The 18,229-nt window shown below is 76.4% G+C and carries 14 protein-coding genes; 3 read left to right on the plus strand and 11 right to left on the minus strand.

All coding sequences use genetic code 11. From position 1 onward, the window contains the following. Positions 1 to 3: 3 nt before the first annotated feature. A complete protein-coding gene (locus IPO09_03190; protein ID MBK9516357.1) occupies positions 4 to 3,291 on the minus strand; it encodes a PDZ domain-containing protein in 3,288 nt (1,095 codons plus the stop codon). Positions 3,292 to 3,619: 328 nt separating this feature from the next. Between IPO09_03190 and IPO09_03195 the strand changes: the two genes are divergently transcribed. Beyond that, positions 3,620 to 4,189 (plus strand): LuxR family transcriptional regulator, encoded by a 570-nt coding sequence (locus IPO09_03195; protein MBK9516358.1) that lies wholly within the window; start codon positions 3,620 to 3,622, stop codon positions 4,187 to 4,189. A 5-nt stretch (positions 4,190 to 4,194) separates the two neighbouring features. Continuing rightward, positions 4,195 to 5,559, plus strand: a complete 1,365-nt coding sequence (locus IPO09_03200) for a glutamate--cysteine ligase (GenBank protein MBK9516359.1) — start codon at positions 4,195 to 4,197, stop codon at positions 5,557 to 5,559. A gap of 31 nt (positions 5,560 to 5,590) precedes the next feature. On the opposite strand, the gene IPO09_03205 is transcribed toward IPO09_03200, so the two are convergent. The 10 genes from IPO09_03205 to IPO09_03250 form a co-directional block, all read right to left on the minus strand. Then, positions 5,591 to 7,021 (minus strand): MATE family efflux transporter, encoded by a 1,431-nt coding sequence (locus IPO09_03205; protein MBK9516360.1) that lies wholly within the window; start codon positions 7,019 to 7,021, stop codon positions 5,591 to 5,593. After that, positions 7,018 to 7,482, minus strand: coding sequence for a GNAT family N-acetyltransferase (locus tag IPO09_03210; protein MBK9516361.1), 465 nt, complete (start codon positions 7,480 to 7,482; stop codon positions 7,018 to 7,020). The genes IPO09_03205 and IPO09_03210 overlap by 4 nt, the downstream gene beginning before the upstream one ends. After that, positions 7,482 to 8,189, minus strand: a complete 708-nt coding sequence (locus tag IPO09_03215; GenBank protein ID MBK9516362.1) for a hypothetical protein — start codon at positions 8,187 to 8,189, stop codon at positions 7,482 to 7,484. The genes IPO09_03210 and IPO09_03215 overlap by 1 nt, the downstream gene beginning before the upstream one ends. A 200-nt stretch (positions 8,190 to 8,389) precedes the next feature. Then, positions 8,390 to 10,252, minus strand: a complete 1,863-nt coding sequence (locus IPO09_03220) for a protein BatD (GenBank protein MBK9516363.1) — start codon at positions 10,250 to 10,252, stop codon at positions 8,390 to 8,392. Next, on the minus strand, positions 10,233 to 11,093 hold the full coding sequence (locus tag IPO09_03225) for a hypothetical protein (GenBank protein ID MBK9516364.1): 861 nt from the start codon (positions 11,091 to 11,093) through the stop codon (positions 10,233 to 10,235). Before IPO09_03225 ends, IPO09_03220 begins: the two co-directional genes overlap by 20 nt. Beyond that, positions 11,090 to 12,169: a VWA domain-containing protein gene (locus IPO09_03230; protein MBK9516365.1), complete on the minus strand. Its 1,080-nt coding sequence runs from the start codon at positions 12,167 to 12,169 to the stop codon at positions 11,090 to 11,092. Before IPO09_03230 ends, IPO09_03225 begins: the two co-directional genes overlap by 4 nt. After that, positions 12,166 to 13,179 (minus strand): VWA domain-containing protein, encoded by a 1,014-nt coding sequence (locus IPO09_03235; protein ID MBK9516366.1) that lies wholly within the window; start codon positions 13,177 to 13,179, stop codon positions 12,166 to 12,168. The genes IPO09_03230 and IPO09_03235 overlap by 4 nt, the downstream gene beginning before the upstream one ends. Next, entirely contained in the window at positions 13,176 to 14,270 is a 1,095-nt protein-coding gene (locus tag IPO09_03240) for a hypothetical protein (GenBank protein ID MBK9516367.1), read from the minus strand. The genes IPO09_03235 and IPO09_03240 overlap by 4 nt, the downstream gene beginning before the upstream one ends. 41 nt (positions 14,271 to 14,311) lie before the next feature. Then, positions 14,312 to 15,199, minus strand: a complete 888-nt coding sequence (locus IPO09_03245) for a DUF58 domain-containing protein (protein MBK9516368.1) — start codon at positions 15,197 to 15,199, stop codon at positions 14,312 to 14,314. A gap of 54 nt (positions 15,200 to 15,253) precedes the next feature. After that, positions 15,254 to 16,243 (minus strand): MoxR family ATPase, encoded by a 990-nt coding sequence (locus tag IPO09_03250; GenBank protein MBK9516369.1) that lies wholly within the window; start codon positions 16,241 to 16,243, stop codon positions 15,254 to 15,256. A 221-nt stretch (positions 16,244 to 16,464) separates the two neighbouring features. On the opposite strand from IPO09_03250, the gene IPO09_03255 reads away from it, so the two are divergent. Next, positions 16,465 to 18,225, plus strand: a complete 1,761-nt coding sequence (locus IPO09_03255; GenBank protein MBK9516370.1) for an AMP-binding protein — start codon at positions 16,465 to 16,467, stop codon at positions 18,223 to 18,225. The last annotated feature ends 4 nt before the right edge of the window (positions 18,226 to 18,229 follow it).

An 18,229-nucleotide genomic window follows, 5' to 3' on the forward strand; every position in this document is an offset into this window, starting at 1 on the left:
TCGTCAGGGGGTGCGGGTGGCGGGCCGCGCCGCGGGGGTGGTCTCGGCCACCGCCGCCGGCGGCTTGCGGAAGATGGAGAAGCTGCGCCGGCCCTGGAACTCCTCGTCCTCGCGCGCGAAGACCGTCACCAGGTTGAGGCCCGGCTTGAGCGGCAGGTCGGCGGTGAAGTCGAGCCGGGCGTCGGGCGCGGTGCCCTCGGGCACCACCTTGAAGAAGGCCTTCTCCTCGTTGACGAAGACGTAGACGTCGCGCAGCCGGGCGTCGGGGTCGGCCGAGGCCGGCACCATGGCGCTGCCGGTGAGCCGGAAGGTCTCGGCCTCCACCACCGGGGCGCCCTTGCCCGGATCCGGGCTGAGGGTGATGCGCGGGGGCTCGCGCTGCCAGGCCTCGGCCACGGCGCCGCCGCGCGGCCCCCTGGCCGCCACCACCTCGGCCGCGGCCACGAAGCCGAAGCGACCCTTGGCCCACTCGACGCGCCGCCAGCCGGGCAGCGCGCCGGTGGTGGGCAGCACCGCGCCCTTGCGGGCGGAGGCCACCACCGGGGCGCCGGCCGCGGCGCCGCCGCGCACCCGGGCCTCGGCCGCCTCGACCCGCACCGCGCCCTGCTCCTCGGCCACCCGCTCGGCCGCCGGGGCCACCTGCAGCTCCAGCTTCTGCGAGGTGAACTCGCCGGTCTTCTCGTCGAAGACCTGCAGCCGGATGGGCAGCGTCTCCAGCTTGGACCCGTGCTTCAGCTCCACCTCCATGGCGGCGGCGCGGGCCTCGCCCGGCTTGAGGGCGCCCAGCACCTCGCGCCCCTTCTTGATGAAGAGCTTCTCGTCGCCCAGGTTCTTGAGCGACACGAAGGTCTTCTCGCCGGCCGCGCCGGGCCCGGCGTTGCGCACGTCCACCCGCAGGGTGAAGCTCTCGCCGCGCGCCGGCAGGCCGTCGCCGTTGCCGCCCTTGCGGTCGTCCACCTGCACCGAGAGGGCGAAGAGCGGCCGGGGCACCTCCACCACGTCCACCGCGGCGGCCACGTCGGGCGGGGCCTTGTCGTTGGCCTCGTCGAAGTGCAGCACCACCTCGTCGCGGCGGCTGTCCATGCTGCGCGGCAGCTTGACCGGCACGGTCCAGGCGCGCTTCTCGCCCGGGCGCACCTGGCCGAAGACGAACTCGCGGCGGTCCAGCAGGCCGTTCTTGTCGGAGGTGGACCAGGCGCGCAGGCGGCGGAAGGGGGCGTCGCCGCGGTTCTCCACCGTCACGGTCCAGGCCATGGTCTCGCCGGCGCGGGCCGGGCGGCCGGCGGCCGGGGTCACGGTCACCACGCCGCGCGGCGCGCCGGTCGGCCTGGCCGGGCCAGCCGACCAGTCGAGCCCGAGCTGGGCCAGGCGGGCCTCCAGCTTCTTCTCCTGCTCGGCCTGCTTCTCCTCCACGAGCGCCGCGGCCTCCTTGAGCAGCCGGGCCCGGTCGTTGAAGGGGGCCCGCAGCAGCAGCTCGCGGGAGAAGCGGATCTGGTAGTCCTCCTTCACCTGGTCCGGGTCGGCGTCGATGGCCTCGTCCTCGGCCTGCTCGGCCGAGATGGCGTCCTCGTCGGCGTGCCCCTGGGCGGCCTCGCGCTTGAGCGCCTTGGCCACGCCGTCCTCGCTCTCCTCGAGCAGGTAGCGCAGCTCCAGCGCCGGCTTCTCGGCCCGCTGCTTCTTGGCGGCGGCGGCCGCGGCGGCGGCGTCCTTCTCCTTGGCGCCGGGGTTGGTGAGGTGGCGGTCCAGGTCGGCCTCGCCCATGGAGCGCGGCGGGGCGAAGACGTTGATCTGGTCCTTCAGGGCCCGGCCCGGCAGCAGCGCCACGTCGGGCGTGATGCCCACCTCCTGGATGGAGACGTCACCCGGGGTGAGGTACTGGGCGATGGTGAGCTTGAGGGCGGCCTCCTCGGTGGGGCGGCCCGGCTCGGTGAAGTCGAAGAGCGACTGGACCGACCCCTTGCCGAAGGTCTGGCGGCCCACGATGAGGGCCCGCCCGTTGTTCTTGAGGGCGCCGGCCACGATCTCGCTGGCCGAGGCCGAGCCGTTGTTGACCAGCACCACCAGCGGCAGGGCGGTCAGGTCGTCGCGGTCGGTGGTGGCCTCCTTGAGCTCGCGGATGCGCTGGGCCCCGTCGCCCACCGTCTTGACGATGACGCCCTCGGCCAGGAACAGGTCGGAGAGGTCGATGGCCTCCTCCAGCAGGCCGCCCGGGTTGCCGCGCAGGTCCAGGATCAGCCCCTTGAGGCTGCCGCCGGCCTGGAGCCGCTGCTGGTTGATGACCCGGGTGAGGTCGCGCGTGCCGTTGCGCGAGAACTGCGAGAGGCGCAGGTAGCCCACCCCGCCGTCGAGCAGCTTGGCCTGGGGCACGGTCTCCACGTTGATGGTCTCGCGCTGCAGGCTCATGCGCTTGGGCTCGGGCCAGGCGCCGCGGTGCACCGTGATGGCCACGCTGGTGCCCGGCTTGCCGCGCAGCCGGTCCACCGCGTCCTGCAGGTCCATGTTGACGGTGGACTGCTCGCCGATCTTGGCGATGACGTCCTTGGCCTTGAGGCCGGCCCGCTGGGCGGGGGTGCCCTTCAGGATCTTCACCACCGTGAGGTTGCCGTCGCGCATGGCGATGACGAACCCCAGCCCGCCGAACTCCCCGCGGGTCTGCAGCTTCATCTCCTTGAAGTACTTCGGCTCGAGCAGCACCGAGTGCGGATCCAGGGTGTTGAGCATGCCGTTGGCGGCGGCGTACTCGATCTCGCGCAGGTCCTGGTGGGCCACCAGGTGCTCCTGCACGAAGCCCATCACCTCGCCCAGCAGCACCCGCGCCTTCCAGATGGTGTCCACGTCCTTGAGGGGGAACTCCTTCTGCGCGGCGCCCACCGTCACCGAGAGGGCGGCGCTCTTGTCGTCGCCCTGCACCATCACCTCGGCCACCGTCCGCTCCACCGAGTCGAGCGCCGAGACCACCATGGCCTTGGGGTCGATGCGGGTGGGGTCCACGTACGAGTGGTAGACGTGGTGGATGACGCGGCCCAGGATGGGGAGCCGGTCGAGGCGGTAGTCCTCGTCGCCCGGCTGGCCCCTGGCGGCGCCCGGGGCGGTCTTGAGGGCCAGGGCGCCGTCGGGCAGCCCGGCCGGCCCGGCCGAGGCCAGCACCGCAGGGGCGGGGCGCGGCGCGGGCGCCGCGGCCTGCGCCGCGCCGTGGGCGGCGGAGTCGGCCCGCACGAAGCGGACCGCCACGCCGAGGACCAGCGCCAGGGCGACCGAGAGGGTGGCGACGAGCCGGAATGGGCGGATCATGCGGGAGCCTTCTCGAGCGGGCCTGCGGGGGGGGAAATCAGGTGTGAAGTTCGAGGATAAGAGGGCGTCCCATCGAAAACAAGCGAAGGCGCCGCTTCATGCCCCGCGCCCCGCCGACCGGATCTCCAGCGAGGCCCCAGGGGGTGGTGGACGCCGGGGGAAGGGGGGATGTAGGTTCCCGCCTCCCGGAGGCGACGCGGTGACGATCACGCAGGAAAAGGGGCCGGAGGCCGAGGGTCCCGAGGTCGTGGCCGACGCCGAGCCAGGCCTGGCGGGCCTGGGGTCCGGAGACCTGGCGCCCGAGCCGGGCGTGGCCCCCGCCCTGTTCATGGGGCTGGTGGCGCTGCTGGTCGGCCTGGACGTCCACCTCGACCGGGACACCGGCGCCACCCTCTTCCACGTGGGGCTGGAGCTGGTCACCGTGGCCATCGCCGGCGGCGGGGCGCTGGCGCTCTGGTGGCAGCTCCTCTCGGCGCGCCGCTCCAACCGGGCGCTGAGCGCCCACCTGGTGCTGGCCCGCGCCGACGCCGAGCGGCTCAGCGGCGACGTGGAGCGCTACCGGGCCGAGTCGCAGGAGCACCTGCGCGGCCTGGGCGAGGACATCGACCGGCAGTTCGAGCGCTGGGCGCTCTCGCCGGCCGAGCGCGAGGTGGGGCTGCTGCTGCTCAAGGGGCTCTCGCTCAAGGAGGCGGCCGAGGTGCGCTCCACCAGCGAGCGGACGGTGCGCCAGCAGGCGCTGGCCGTCTACCGCAAGGCGGGCCTGGCCGGCCGCGCCGAGCTGGCCGCCTTCTTCCTCGAGGACCTGCTGCTGCCGGCCGCGCCCGCCCCGGGCGCCCTGGCCGCGCGGCCCGCCGCCACCCCGTCGCCGTCGCCCGCCGCGCCGGCCGGGAGGCGCTAGGCCACATGTCGCTCGACGCCAAGGTCCACGAGAGCCCGCCGGTGGCCGGGGACGCCGAGCTGGTCGCCTGGTTCCGCGAGCGGGAGCGGCCGCGCCAGGACTGGAAGGTCGGGCTGGAGCACGAGAAGATCCCGCTCAGGGCCGGCACGCTCGAGCCGGTGCCCTACCTCGGCCCGGCCGGCATCGCCGCGGCGCTGGAGGGGTTCTCGCGCTTCGGCTACGAGCCCTTCCTGGAGGACGGCCGGATCATCGCCTCGCAGCGCAGCGGCCTGACGGTGTCGCTGGAGCCGGGCGGGCAGGTGGAGCTCTCCGGCCGCCCCTTCGCCGACGTGCACGCGGTGGCGGCCGAGCTCGATCGCCACCTGGAGAAGTGCCGCGAGGTGGCCGGGCCGCTCGGCCTGGAGCTGCTGGCCACCGGGTACCGGCCCTGGGGCACGCCGTCCACGGTGCCGTGGATGCCCAAGAACCGGTACCAGGTGATGCGCCCCTTCCTGCGCGCCCGCGGCCGGCTGGCCGAGGACATGATGGCCATGACGGGGTCCACCCAGGCCTCCTTCGACTTCGCCTCCGAGCGCGACATGGCCGAGAAGCTCCGGGTGTCGCTGGCGGCGCAGCCGGCGGTGACGGCGCTCTTCGCCAACTCGCCGGTGGTGAACGGGCGCGACTCGGGCTGGCAGTGCTACCGGGTGGCGGTCTGGGAGGAGGTCGACCCGGCGCGCTCGGGGCTGCTGGCCTTCGCCTTCGAGCCCGGCTTCGAGGAGCGGGCCTACCGGGCCTACGCCGAGTGGGCCCTCGACGTGCCCATGGTGTTCCTCAGGCGCGACGGCGCCTACCTCGAGACCGGCGGCGCCACCTTCCGGCGCTTCCTGGCCGAGGGGCTGCACGGCCAGCGGCCCACCCTGCTCGACTGGGAGGACCACCTCTCCACGCTCTTCCCGGAGGTGCGGGTCAAGGGGGTGGTGGAGGTGCGCGCCACCGACGCCTGCGACGCGCCCATGACCCGCGCGCTGCTGGCCCTGTGGAAGGGGCTGCTCTACGACCAGCAGGCGCGCGACTGGGCCTGGGACGCGGTGAAGCGCCTGGGCGTGCCGGAGCGGCGGGCCCTGATGGTGACGGCCGGTCGCGAGGGGCTGCGCGGGCGCCTGCCGGACGGCCGCACGCTCGGCGCCCTGGCCGGCACCCTGCTCGACGCCGCCGAGGGCGGCCTGTGCCGCCAGAACGCCTGCGGTGACCGGGGCGAGGACGAGCGCAAGTACCTGGCCCCGCTGCGCGCCCGCGCCGAGAGCCGCCGCACCCCGGCCGACGAGGCGCTGGAGGCCTGGCGGGCCGGCGGCGACCGGGGCCTGGCCGAGCACCTGCGCTGCGCCTGAGCGGCCGGGCGGCGGACGGCGCCGGGCCGCCTCAGGCCAGCGGGGCCGGCTCCACCAGCTCGAGCCGCCGCCAGGCGCCGCCCCGGAACCGCAGCCAGATGACCAGGGCCAGCAGCCCCAGGTAGAGGACCAGCCAGCCGACCGCCACCAGGTCGCCGCCGCCGAGCCAGCGCACCGAGATCCAGCTGCCGGGGAGGAAGATCCCCCAGGCGATGGCCACCCGCGCCCAGAGCATGAAGGCGGTGTCGCCGGCCGCCCGCAGCGCCTCGCCCACCACCGCAGCGGCGGCGTCGAAGAGCTGCCAGGTGGCGGTGAGCACCAGCATGCGGGCGCCGGCCTCGAGCAGCGCCGGGCCGCTGGCCGGATCGGTGGCGAAGGGGGCCAGGATCAGCGCCGGCGCCGCCAGGTAGAGCAGCCCGGCCAGGCCCTGCCACCCGGCCGCCACCTGGAAGGTGAGCCACACCACCCCCGGCACGTCGTCCCGGCGCCCCGCGCCGATGGCCTGCCCCACCAGGATGGCGCCGGCGCTGGCCAGGCCGAAGGCCGGCATGAAGGCCACCGAGTTGACCTGCAGCACCGCCATGAAGGCCGCCAGCGTGGTGGTGCCCAGCCCGGCCAGGATCACGGTGACGAAGAGGTTGAAGGCGAGGAACTCGAAGAACCAGTTGAGGCCGGAGGGGAGCCCGAAGCGGAGCATGCGGAGGAGCTCGGTCAGCGAGAGCGGACGGCGCCCGGCCCCGAGGCGCCGCCCCTCCAGCAGGAAGCCCGCCAGCAGCCCGGCGAAGGCCAGCCAGGTGGCCAGCGCCGAGGCCAGCGCCGCGCCCGCCACGCCCCTGGCCGCGAACCCCAGGTGGCCGTCGATGAGCAGCCAGTTGCCGCCCACGTTCAGCACCATGGCCGCCACGTTGGCCACCATGGGCCGGCGGGTGTCGCCCAGGCCGCCGTAGTAGTTGGCCAGCGCCTCCAGGCCGATGGCGGCGCCGCTCGACCAGAGCCGGATGGCCAGGTAGGTCGCCAGGAGCGGCACCACGTCGGCCGGCAGGTCGAGCCAGGCCAGCGCCACGGGCAGGGCCGGGATGGCCGCCAGGCCGGCTGCCTGGGTGGCCAGCGCCACCGCCAGCCCGTACCAGCCGTAGCGCCGCGCGCCGGCCCGGTCGCCCCGCCCGAAGAGCTGCGAGGCGAAGGAGGAGACGATGAAGACCACCCCCATCGGCAGGATGAAGACCGAGAAGGCGTTCATGGCGCCGGTGGTGGTGGCCGCCAGCGCGGCGGCGCCCAGGTGGGCCACCATGACCGCGTCGGAGACGCCCACCACCACCTGCGACGAGCGGGAGACCACGATGGGCCAGGCCAGCGTGAGCAAGGTGCGCAGGCCAGGCGCCAGCGGCGCGGCCGCCGCGGCTCCGGGGACGGCGGCGGGGGCGGCCTCGCCGGGATCGGGCGAAACCGGCGGCCCGCTCACCCGGTGCGCTCCATGTAGACCACGCCCGGCAGCGGGTTCGGGTAGTAGGGGCCGATCTCGCGGAAGCCCAGGCTGGCGTAGAGCGACCGCGCCGCGGTCATCCACTCCAGGGTGTCGAGGCGGATGGTGCGGTGGCCGGCCTGGCGGGCGAAGGCCAGCAGCGCCGTGGCCACGGCGCGGGCCACGCCGCGGCCGCGCGCCTCGGGGCGGGTCCACATGCGCTTCAGCTCGGCCAGGCCGGGGCCGAGCGGCCGCACCGCGCCGCAGCCCACCGGCGCCACGCCATCGAAGGCCAGCAGCAGCTGGCCGAAGGGCGGCGCGTAGGCCCCCGGCAGCGCCGCCAGCTCGGCCTCGAACCCCTGGAAGCAGAGGTCCACGCCGATGGCCTGCTGGTACTCGCGGAACAGGGCGCGGGCCAGGTCGAGCTCGGAGGGCGTGGCCGCCTCCACCAGGCGGAGCATCAGATCACCTCCAGGTCGGCCGAGGCCACCCAGCCGGTCAGCCCGTTGTCGAGCCGCACCCGGGCCAGCTCGCCGCGGGCCTCCAGCACCCGCACCGAGGTCCCCTCGTGCAGCTCGAAGGCCGCCTTGAGCGCCCGCTCCGGCCCCTCGCGCACCGGGGCCACCGGCGCCACCACCACCGCGGACGGCGTGCGCCGGTCGGCGGCCTTGGCGGCCACCAGGGCGCCGCCGGCCACGGCCAGCAGCGCCGCCAGCAGCGCCGCCGCGCCGAGCGGGCGGCGGGACCGGGGCGTGGCCCGGCCGCGCAGCCAGAGCAGGGCCCAGAGCGCCACCCAGGCCGCGCCGAAGAGCCCCACCGCCAGCCCGTCGCCGGTGCGCGCCACCAGCCGATCGAGGAGCGGCGGGGACGAGTCGCCCACCAGCCGGTCCACGTTCTGGGCGCTGGCCAGCTCCAGGTTGGCGCGGGCGTCGGCGTCGGACGGGTCGAGCCGCAGCGCCCGCTGCCAGCTCGCCATGGCCTGCCCGCGCGCCCCGGCGCGGGCCAGCGCGTTGCCCAGGTTGAGGTGGAGCGCCGGCCCCTCCCAGCCCTCGTCGAGCAGGGCGCGGTAGGCGCGCGCGGCGCCGTCGAAGTCGCCGGAGAGGTACAGGGCGCCGGCCGCCTCCTGGCGGGCCAGGGCGGAGGCCTCCGAATCCCCAGCGCCCCTCACCCCGGCCCTCTCCCCGGAGGGGAGAGGGGGTTCTGAACCCGCGTCCCTCTCCCCGGAGGGGAGAGGGGGCTCCGAACCGGCGCCCGTCACCCCGGCCCTGCCCCCAGGGGGGAGAGCGGGCTCCGAGCCGGCGCCCCGCACCGGCGCCGCCGCCAGCGCCACCAGCGTAAAGCTCACCAGCACCACCCGCAGCGCCGCCCTCACGTGGCACCCCCCGCGGCGTGCCAGTGCGCTTCCTCGAGCAGCTCCATGGCCCGCCCGGCCAGCGCCAGCACCTGGTCGCGCCCGGCGGCGCCGCCGTAGCGGCCGGCGTCGCAGGCGTCCAGCGCCAGGGCCAGCGCGCGCAGCGCCGGCGGGTGGGCCCCGGCCTCGGCGAGCGCGCGGGCCAGGTCCTCGCGGGTCAGCCCCACCGCCGGGCGGCCCAGCTTGTCGCCGCAGTAGCCGGTCAGGGCCCGCTCCACCTCGGCGAAGAAGGGGCCGGCCTCGGCGGCGGCCGCCAGCCTGGAGGCGGTGGCCAGCCGGCGCCGCGCCGCCCGGCCGGCCAGCGCCAGCCGGCGCGCCCCGCCGTCGGAGGCGTGGGCCTCGCGCAGCCGGTCCCAGCCGGCCAGCGCCGCGAACGCCGCCACCGGCGCGCCCAGCAGCAGCCAGAACGGCCAGCCCTGCCAGGGCGGCTCGCCGCGCCGCGAGAGCGCGCCGCCGGCGCGGATGGGCTTCAGCCCGCCGCCCAGCGCGTTCTGGCCGGGCGAGGCCGCCAGCGCCGGCGTCGCGGGGCCGGGCGCCAGCACCTCCAGCTGCAGCGGGGCCGTCTCCAGCACCCGGTAGACGCCGGTCCTGGGGTCGAAGACCGGCCAGCGGACCGCCGGCACGGTGAGCGTGCCCGGCCGGTCCGGCACCAGCACCGTCTCGACGCTGCGCGCGCCGGCCAGGCGGGCCTGGCGCGGCGCCACCTTGTCGGTCGAGGTCGGGGCGAAGGCCCTGAGGCCCGGCAGGCGCGGCGGGGCCGGGATCGACCAGGCCTTCACGTTCCCCTCGCCCTGCGCCGTCAGCTTGAGCGAGACCGGCTGCCCGGCCGCCACGGTCTTCTCGGAGAGCGCGGCCGTGAGGGTCATGGTGCCCACGTTGACGCTGTCGAAGCCGGCCGGCGCGCCGGGCGGGAGCGGCTTCACGGTGATGGTGACCGGGGCGCTCTGCCGGGTCACCTTGCGCACGTCCGGGAACGGGTCGAAGGGGTCGTCGGCGCCGACCCGCACCACCAGCGTCAGGCCGAAGCTGCCGAGCTCCAGCGCGCCGGCGCGGGTGGGGAAGAGCGCCAGCCGCTGGTACAGGTAGGCGCGCATGGGCAGGCCGTTTACCTTGCGCAGCTGGAACGAGAGCGACTGCGGCGTCTCCACCTGCTCGGACCAGAAGCCGTCGTAGAGCGGCGGCTGGTAGCCGCCCACGTCCACCACGCCCACCGGCGAGAGCAGCACCACCGAGGCGGTCACCTGCTCGCCCAGGAAGACCTCGCGCTTGTCGAGCTCCACCTGGAGCACCAGGTCCTTCTCCCAGCCACGCCAGGCGCGGCTGGCGCCGCCGCCGCCGCCGGGCGGTCCGAGCAGGCCGCCGAAGGGGCTGGCCGGCCCCCCGCGGGGCCCCGGGGGCGGCGCGGTGCGGCTGCCGGCCGCCAGCACGGTCACCGGGATGGGCGCGGTCTCGGCGCTGGCGGGCCCGGCCACCACCTGCAGCGGCGGGATGACCAGCGCCCCGGCCCGGCGCGGCGCCAGCGAGAACTGGAAGGTGAAGGTGCGGCGGATGCGGACGCCGGCGCCGCCGCCCAGGTCCACGTTGGTGGAGGAGCCGGAGCTGCGCCCCACCACCTGGAACTCGAAGTCGCGCGCCGGCAGCGTCACGGTGGGCGTCTCGTCGGCCTCGACGCGCACCTCCAGCGTCACCACCTCGTCGGCGGCCAGCTCGGTGCGGTCCACGCCGGCCCGCACGGCCAGCGCCGCCCGGGCGGCCGAGGGGAGGCCGACCACCAGCAGCGCGGCCAGCGCCAGGGCGCGGCTACCAGTCCTTGGCCACATCGCGCTTCCGCGCCTCCTTCCGGCCGGCCGGGCCGAGCGGCATGTTCCGCTCGCGGTCGCGCAGGGCGTCGAGGAGCCGCGCGGCGTCCTGCCGGTCGAGCTGGCCGGCCCGACCCGCGGCTCCCTCGCTGCGCTCGCCTTCCTGCTCCCCGTCCCGCTGGCCGCCACGCTGGCTCCCGTCCTTGCGCTCACTGGGCCCCGGCTGCTGGCCCGGCTGGTCCTCGTCGCCCTGCCGCCCCTGGTCCGGCTTCGGCTGGCCCTGCGCCTGGCCCGGCTTCGGCTCCTGGCCGGCCCCCTGCCGGTCCTGGCCCTTCGCCTGGTCCTTCCCGTCCTGCTGGCCCTGCTCCGGCTTCCCCGGCTGCTGCTCCGGCTGGCCGCCCTGCTTGCCCTGGTCGCCCTGGTCCTTCGGCGCGCCCTGGCCCTGCGCCTTGCGGCGCAGCAGGACCTCGAGGTTATAGCGCGCGTCCTCGTTGGCGGGGTCGCGTGCCAGCGCCTGCGAGAAGGCCTTGACCGCGCCGTCCCGGTCGCCGGCGGCGGCCAGCGCGTTGCCCGTGTTCTGCAGCGCCCGCGAGGAGAGGACGCCGGCGGCGTCCCGCTCCAGCGCCCGCCTCCAGGCCTCGCGCGCCTCGGCGTGCCGCCCCAGGGCGTGCAGGGCGTTGCCGCGGTCGAAGTCGATCTCCGGGTGGGGCCCGGCCTCGCGCTCGGCCGCCTGGTAGCGCTCCAGCGCCGCGGCCCCGTCGCCGGAGAGGAGCTGCTCGTTCCCCTGGCGCACCGCGGGCTGCTCGGCGGTGAACGGCGAGGCGGCGCCCAGGAGCGCCAGCAGCAGGGCGGCGGCGCTCACGCGGCCTCCGGGTCGTCGTCGGGCCGGGGGGCGCGCCCCTCGGGCAGGAGCAGGGCGGCCAGCAGGAGGAGGAAGGCGGGCAGGGCGAAGCGGGCGTACTGGTCGTCGTAGGCCACGGTGAGCCGGCTGGTGAGCTCGCCCTTCTCCAGCGCGTCGAGCGCCGCCACGAAGGCGGCCGGGCCGCGATCGGGCGAGCCCGGCTCGAAGACCTGGCCGCCGCCCGCCTCGGTGAGCGCGCGCAGGGTGGCGGGGTCGAGGCGGGTCACCACCGGGTCGCCGGCGCGGTCCTTCTTGTAGCCGGTGAGGGCGCCGCCCGCGTCGGTGAGCGGGATGGGCTCGCCGGCCGTGGTGCCGATGGCCAGGGCGTGGATGCGGACGCCGGCCTCGGCCAGCTGGGCGGCGGCCTGGCGCGCCCCGCCCTCCAGGTCCTCGCCGTCGGTGACCAGCAGCACCACCTTGGAGCGCCCGGCCGCCGCCTGCGAGCCCTCCAGCACCTCCCGCGCCGCCGTGAGGGCGTTGCCCAGGTCGGAGCCCTGCTGGGCCACGCTCTGCGGCGTGACGGCCCGCAGGAAGAGCCGGGCCGCGGCGTAGTCGGTGGTGAGCGGGCACTGGACGAAGGCCTGGCCGGCGAAGACCACCAGCCCCACCCGGTCGCCGGCCAGCTGCTCCAGCAGCGCCCCCACCTCCAGCTTGGCGCGGGAGAGCCGGTCCGGCTTGACGTCGCGGGCCAGCATGGAGCGCGACACGTCCAGGGCGATGACCACGTCGACGCCGGTGCGGGTGACGAGCTCGGTGCGGCTGCCGCACTGCGGGCGGGCCAGCGCCAGCGTCAGCAGGGCCAGGCCGGTGAGCGAGAGCCCGAGCCGGGTGGCCGGGCGGGCGGCGCCGGCGCGTGGGGCCACCCGGCGGGCCTGGGGCCCCAGGGTGCGGGCCAGCAGGGCGCGGCGGCGGCCCAGCATGACCGCGCCGAGCAGGGCCAGCGCGGCCACCGCGGCCAGCAGCCAGAGCGCGCCCGGCTCGGCCAGGCGGGCCGGCGCCCCCAGCACCTGGAAGGAGAGCGGCGCGGCCTCGGTCACGGGAAGCTCCGGAAGCGGGTCAGGCCGAGCAGCAGCCCGGCCAGGGCCAGCCAGAAGGCCGGGCCGAGCAGGCGCGGGAAGAGCTCGGCCACCCGGGACGAGGCGGTGGACTCGAAGATGCGGGTCTTCTCCATGCGGTCCAGCACCTGCTGCAGGCCGCGCTCCAGCTCGGCCTGGTCGCCGGCGCCGGCGAAGGCGCCCCCGGTGGCCTCGGCGATCTCCTTGAGCAGCGCCGGGTTCACCGCGAAGGGCATGGGCTGGTAGATGGTCTGGCCGAACAGGTCGACGCCCACCGGGTAGGGCACCACGCCGCCCTTGCCCACCAGGATGGGGAAGACCCGGATGCCGAAGGTGCGGGCGATGGCGGCGGCCTCGCGCGGGGAGATCTGGCCGGCGTTGGAGTCGCCGTCGGTGATGAGGATGATCACCTTGCTCTTGGCGTCCGACTCGCGCAGGCGGTTCACCGAGGTGGCCAGCGCGTTGCCGATGGCGGTGCCGTCCTCGATGAGACCGATCTGCAGCTGGTCCACCAGGGTGCGCAGGATGCCGTAGTCGAGGGTGAGCGGCGCCTGGGTGTAGGCGTCGCCGGCGAAGACCACCAGGCCGATCCGGTCGCTGCTGCGCCGGCCGATGAACTCCTTGAGGACCTCCTTGGCCACGTGGATGCGGTCCTGCGGCTTGAAGTCGGCGGCCCGCATGGAGGTGGAGAGGTCGAGGGCGATGACGATGTCGATGCCCTCCACCGAGCGCTTCTCCGGCTCGCGCTCGCGGGTCTGCGGGCGGGCCAGGGCCACCGCCGAGAGGGCCAGCGCCGCCAGCACCAGCGCCTGCGGCAGCCACCAGACCCGGGCCGCCAGGCCGCGCCCGCCGGCGGCGATGAGGGCGGCGCGCGGGTGGCGCAGGCGGGGCGCCAGGCGCCGCTCGAAGGCCAGCGCCAGGACCACCAGCGGGACGGCCAGCAGGAGGAGGAGCGCCCAGGGCTCCGCCAGGGTGGGGACGCCAGGGGTCACCGGCGGTCACCGGGGGGCGCGTTGCCCCTCACCCCGGCCCTCTCCCCGGAGGGGAGAGGGGGATCCTGGACCGGGGTCGAGGTCGGAGGCGAGGTCGATGCCCCCCCCGCCTTCCCCGCCGGGGCGAACGCCCCCGCGGTCTGCGCCAGCAGCCCGCGCGCGTAGCGCAGCCCGGCGTCGCACTCGTTCCCCCCCGCCGGGAAGCGGGCGAACTTGACGAGGTCGGTGTCCTCCGAGAAGCCGCGCAGGGCGGCCAGATCGAGGCGCGGGTCGGCCTGCGCCGCCAGCGCGTCCAGCAGCTCCCCGGTGGTCAGGTCGAGCGCGTTCAGGCCGGTGAGCGCGCCCAGGTACTCGCGCACCGCCTCGGAGAGCCGGAAGAAGAACTCGCGGGCCCGGCCCTGCTGGGGGAGCCGCTCGGCCTCCAGGGCGTCGAGGCGGCGGGCGAAGCGCACCTCGGGCGGCAGCGGCGCGGGGGGCTCGGCGGCGGCGCGCGCGCGGCGGCGCCACCAGCGCCACAGGAGCCAGCCGGCCAGGGCGGCGGCCAGCGCGCCCAGGGCCCACCAGACGACGCGCCAGCTCGGCAGCACCAGCGGGACGGGCGGCGCCGGGGCGCGCAGCTCGAGCGCGTCGGTGGGCGCGGCCGGGTCGATGAGACCGGACGCCTCCACCCGCGGCCCGGGCACGTCGAGGACCCGCGGGCCCGCCGGCGTGGCGGCGGCCAGCGACAGCGCCGGCAGGTCGTGGGCCCCGAGCTCGTAGAGCGCCAGGGTGAGCGTGCAGGTGGTGAGCGAGTCCTCGCCGGCCGCGGCGCGGGTGCAGCCCTGCGACCGCAGCTCGAAGGGGGCCAGGGCGGGGGCCTCGGGCAGGGCGTAGGACTCGGCCTGGCCGTGGCGGATCTCCAGCTCCCAGGTGAAGGGCTCGCCGAGCCGGGGCGTGGCCTTGGAGAGGCGGGAGGCCACCGCCTTGGGGGACGCCTGGGGGAGGGGGGGCGGGGTCGCGGTCGCGGTCGGGGCCGAGGCCGAGGTCGAGGTCGCGGTCGGGGTCGCCGCCCCGCCGACCCACGGCCACCCGGCCAGGACGAGCAGCAGCACCAGCGCGCCTCCCACCCCGCGCCCCCGCGCTCCGCCCCGCCTCACCCGATCCTCCGGGCCCGCGCCTGGAAGAAAGCCAGCAGGGGCTTCACGTAGTCGGCGTCGTCGGCGCGCACCGTGGCGTGGTCCAGCTCCAGGCGGGAGAAGAGGCGGGTGAGCTGCCGCTCCGAGGCGAGGGCGGCGGCGGCCAGCCGGGCCCGGAGCCGCCGGTCGGAGAGGTCCACCCGCACCACCTGGCCGGTCTCGGGGTCCTCGAGCAGCGTCAGCCCGGCCGCCGGCAGGTCGCGCTCCAGCCGGTCCTCGATGCGGATGGGGACCACGTCGTGCTTGCGGGCCGCCACCCGCAGCGGGCGCTCGAAGCGGGCCTCGTCGTCCAGGAAGTCGGAGAGCACGAAGGCCACGGTGCGGCGGCGCATGGCGCGGCGCAGGTGCTCCAGCGCGCCGCCCAGGTCGGTGCGCCGGCTGCGCGGCTGGAAGCGCAGGATCTCGGAGACCAGCCGGAGCGCGTGGCGCCGCCCCTTGCGCGGCGGCACGAACCGCTCCACCTGGTCGGTGAAGAGGGCCAGGCCCACCCGGTCGCCGTTCTGCACCGCCGAGAAGGCCAGCAGCGCCGCGATCTCGGCCGCCACCTCGGCCTTGGTGCGCGCCGACGAGCCGAAGTCGGCCGAGGCCGACAGGTCGCACAGCACCATGACGGTGAGCTCGCGCTCCTCCACGAAGCGCTTGACGTGCAGGTGGCCGGTGCGGGCCGAGACGTTCCAGTCGATGGTGCGGACCTCGTCGCCGGGCGCGTAGGCGCGCACCTCGCTGAAGTCCATGCCGCGGCCCTTGAAGACCGAGTGGTACTGGCCGCCCAGCGAGTCCTCCACGGCGCGGCGCGTGGTGATCTCGATGCGCCGGATGCGCTGGATGAGCTCCCTGGCGTTCATGTCCCGGCTGCTGCGCGCTCCTTCGCGAAAGACCCCGCCACCGCCCTCACCGCCTCACGGCACCTCGATGCGGTCCAGCACCCGCGACACCACCTTCTCCGGCGTGACCTCCTCGGCCTCGGCCTCGTAGGTCAGGGTGATGCGGTGGCGCAGCACGTCGTAGGCCACCGCCTTGACGTCCTCCGGGGTGACGAAGGCCCGTCGGCGCAGGAAGGCGTGGGCCCGCGCCGCCAGGGTGAGGAAGATGGTGGCGCGCGGGCTGGCGCCGTACTCCACCAGCGGCACCAGGTCGGCCAGGCCGTGCGCCTTGGGGTCGCGGGTGGCGAAGACCAGGTTGACCACGTAGTCCTTCACCCGGTCGTCCATGTAGAGCCGGTGCAGCACCGCCCTGGCGGCCGCCAGATCGGCCGGCCCGCACACCTTGCGGGCCCGCGGCGGGGTGAGGGTGGCCATGCGGTCGAGGATCAGCCGCTCCTCCTCGCGCGTCGGGTAGCCCACCTTCACCTTCAGCATGAAGCGGTCCACCTGGGCCTCGGGCAGGGGGTAGGTCCCCTCCTGCTCGATGGGGTTCATGGTGGCCAGCACGATGAAGGGGTCGGGCAGCGTGAAGGTCTGGTCGCCGATGGTGACCTGCCGCTCCTGCATGGCCTCCAGCAGGGCCGACTGCACCTTGGCGGGGGCGCGGTTCACCTCGTCGGCCAGCACGATGTTGGCGAAGACCGGCCCCTGCTTCACCGAGAAGGTCTGCGAGCGCGGATCGTAGACCTGCGTGCCCACCACGTCGGCGGGCAGGAGGTCGGGGGTGAACTGCACCCGGCTGAAGGCGCAGTCCACCGCGTCGGCCAGGGTCTTCACCGCCAGCGTCTTGGCCAGGCCGGGCACGCCCTCCACCAGCACGTGGCCGCCGGTGAGCAGGCCGATGAGGGCCCGCTCGATGAGGTAGGACTGGCCGACGATGACCGTGCCGGTCTCGGCGACCAGGGCCTCCACGAAGGCGGACTGGCGCTGGACTTCGTCCGAGACGGCCCGGATGTCGGGGTTCATGCGTCCTCCTGGCGGGTGCAGCGCTGAAAAGGGCCGAAAGATAGCGGCGGTCGGGCCTGGTGAACAGGCCACGGCCGCCCGCGCTTCCCGCCGGGCACTCGCCGGGCGCTCGCCGGGGCCCCCGCGGGCGCCCGCCGCCGGCGCACACCCTCCGGGGGCGGGCGACGCCCGGCGCCCGGTCGGACCTTGCGCCCGGTCAACCCGGGGTGCAGATTCGCCACATCCCGGGGGGGAACACCGTTGCTCCTGAAAGGAAACTCCCGGTGAGGGGACCACCTCTCACCAAGCCGGCCGGCACGCTGGTGGACGCGCTCGTCCACGCGGCAGGCGGGCGCCTGGGCGTCACCTTCGTCACCGAGGACGAGCAGGAGCGGTTCCTCCCCTGGTCGGAGGTGCTGGTCCGGGCCCGCCGCGCCGCCGCGGCCTACGCCCAGGCCGGGGTCCGGCCGGGCGATCGGGTGGCGCTGGTGCTGCGCACCGGGCCCGCCTACCTGGACGCCTTCCTGGGCGCCTGGCTGGCCGCGGCCGTGCCGGTGCCGCTCCCCTCGCCGTCGCAGCTCGGGCACCTCGAGGAGTACGGGGTGGCGCTGGAGCGCATGCTCACCGGCTCCGGCGCCGCGCTGCTGGTGAGCGGCGGCGCCACCCTGCAGCTGCTGGGGCGGGTGGCCGGCCGGGTGCGGCCGCGCCTCGGCTGGCTGGACGCGGCGGCGCTGGAGGTCGCGCCGGCCCGCATCCAGCGCGAGGTGGAGCCGCGCCACACCGGCCTGGTCCAGTTCGCCTGGGGTCCCACCACCGCGCCCAGGCCGGTGGACTTCACCCACGGCGCGCTGGCGGCCCAGGTGGCGGCCCGGGTCCAGGCGCTGCGGCTCGGCGACGACGACGTGCTGGTCTCCTGGCTCTCGGTGGTGCACGACTCCGGGCTGGTGGGCTGCCTGCTCACCGCCCTGGCGCGGCCGCTCTCGCTGGTGCTGGTGTCGCGCGAGGCGGTGGCGGCCCGCCCGGTGCTGGCGCTGCGGGCGGTGGCGCGCCACCGCGGCACCGTCATGGTGGGGCCGGCCTCGGCCCTGGACCGGGCCACCCTGGCCGCCGACACGGAGCTGGAGCGCTGCGACCTCTCCTCCCTGCGGCTGGTGGTGGCCCGCACCGAGCCCGGGGCCACCGGGCTCTTGCGGCGCTTCGCCGACCGCTTCGCCCCCTTCGGCCTCGACCCGCAGGCGCTGGTGCCGGCCTGGGGGCTGGCCGAGCCGCCGCTCCTGGCCTCGGCGGGCGAGCGCGGGCAGGGGCTGGCCGCCCTGGGGGTGGACGCCGGCCGGCTGGCCCGCGACGGCCTGGTGGCGCCCGGCGCCCGGCTGGTCACGCCGGTGGGGCGGCCGCTCCCCGGCGTCGAGGTGGACGTGCGCGACGCCGCCGGCCGCCCGCTGCCGGAGGGGCGGCTCGGGCAGCTCTGGCTGCGCGCGCCGGACCTGCTGGAGGGCTCCGAGCACCTGGGCCACCACGGCTGGCTCGACACCGGCGAGGTGGGGTTCGTGGTGGGCGGCGCGCTGCACGTGCACGGCCGGCGCGACGAGCTGGTGCCGGTGCACGGCGCGCTGCACGCGCCCGACGAGTTCGAGGCGCCGCTCCTGGGGCTCTCGGGGCTCCAGGCGGTGGTGGCCGCGCCGCTGCCCGCCCCGCGCGGCCAGGAGGGCGGCCTGCTCCTGCTGGTGGAGCGGTTCGAGGGCGGCCAGGCGGCGCCCGCGGCGCTCGAGTCCGAGGTGCGGCGCCTGGTGCTGGACGCCACCGGCCTCTCGCCGGCGGTGGTGGAGCTCCTGCCCCAGGGGGCGCTGCCGCGCACCGGCTCCGGCCGCCTGCGGCGCGGCGAGGCGGCCCGGCGCTGGCTGGCCGGCCGGCTCACCCCGGCGCGGGCGGTCAACCCGGTGCGGCTGGCCTACCACGCCGCCCGGTCGCAGCTGGCCTACGCGCGGCTCAGGCTGCGGGGGTAGGTCC

The sequence above is a fragment of the Anaeromyxobacter sp. genome, from assembly GCA_016718565.1.
Classification (GTDB): domain Bacteria; phylum Myxococcota; class Myxococcia; order Myxococcales; family Anaeromyxobacteraceae; genus JADKCZ01.

Excerpts from the sequence above, each read along its gene's own strand:
- IPO09_03190 (MBK9516357.1), bottom strand. The coding sequence starts at position 3,291 with ATGATCCGCCCATTCCGGCTCGTCGCCACCCTCTCGGTCGCCCTGGCG.
- IPO09_03195 (MBK9516358.1), top strand. The coding sequence starts at position 3,620 with ATGGGGCTGGTGGCGCTGCTGGTCGGCCTGGACGTCCACCTCGACCGG.
- IPO09_03200 (MBK9516359.1), top strand. The coding sequence starts at position 4,195 with ATGTCGCTCGACGCCAAGGTCCACGAGAGCCCGCCGGTGGCCGGGGAC.
- IPO09_03210 (MBK9516361.1), bottom strand. The coding sequence starts at position 7,482 with ATGCTCCGCCTGGTGGAGGCGGCCACGCCCTCCGAGCTCGACCTGGCC.
- IPO09_03220 (MBK9516363.1), bottom strand. The coding sequence starts at position 10,252 with ATGTGGCCAAGGACTGGTAGCCGCGCCCTGGCGCTGGCCGCGCTGCTG.
- IPO09_03245 (MBK9516368.1), bottom strand. The coding sequence starts at position 15,199 with ATGAACGCCAGGGAGCTCATCCAGCGCATCCGGCGCATCGAGATCACC.
- IPO09_03250 (MBK9516369.1), bottom strand. The coding sequence starts at position 16,243 with ATGAACCCCGACATCCGGGCCGTCTCGGACGAAGTCCAGCGCCAGTCC.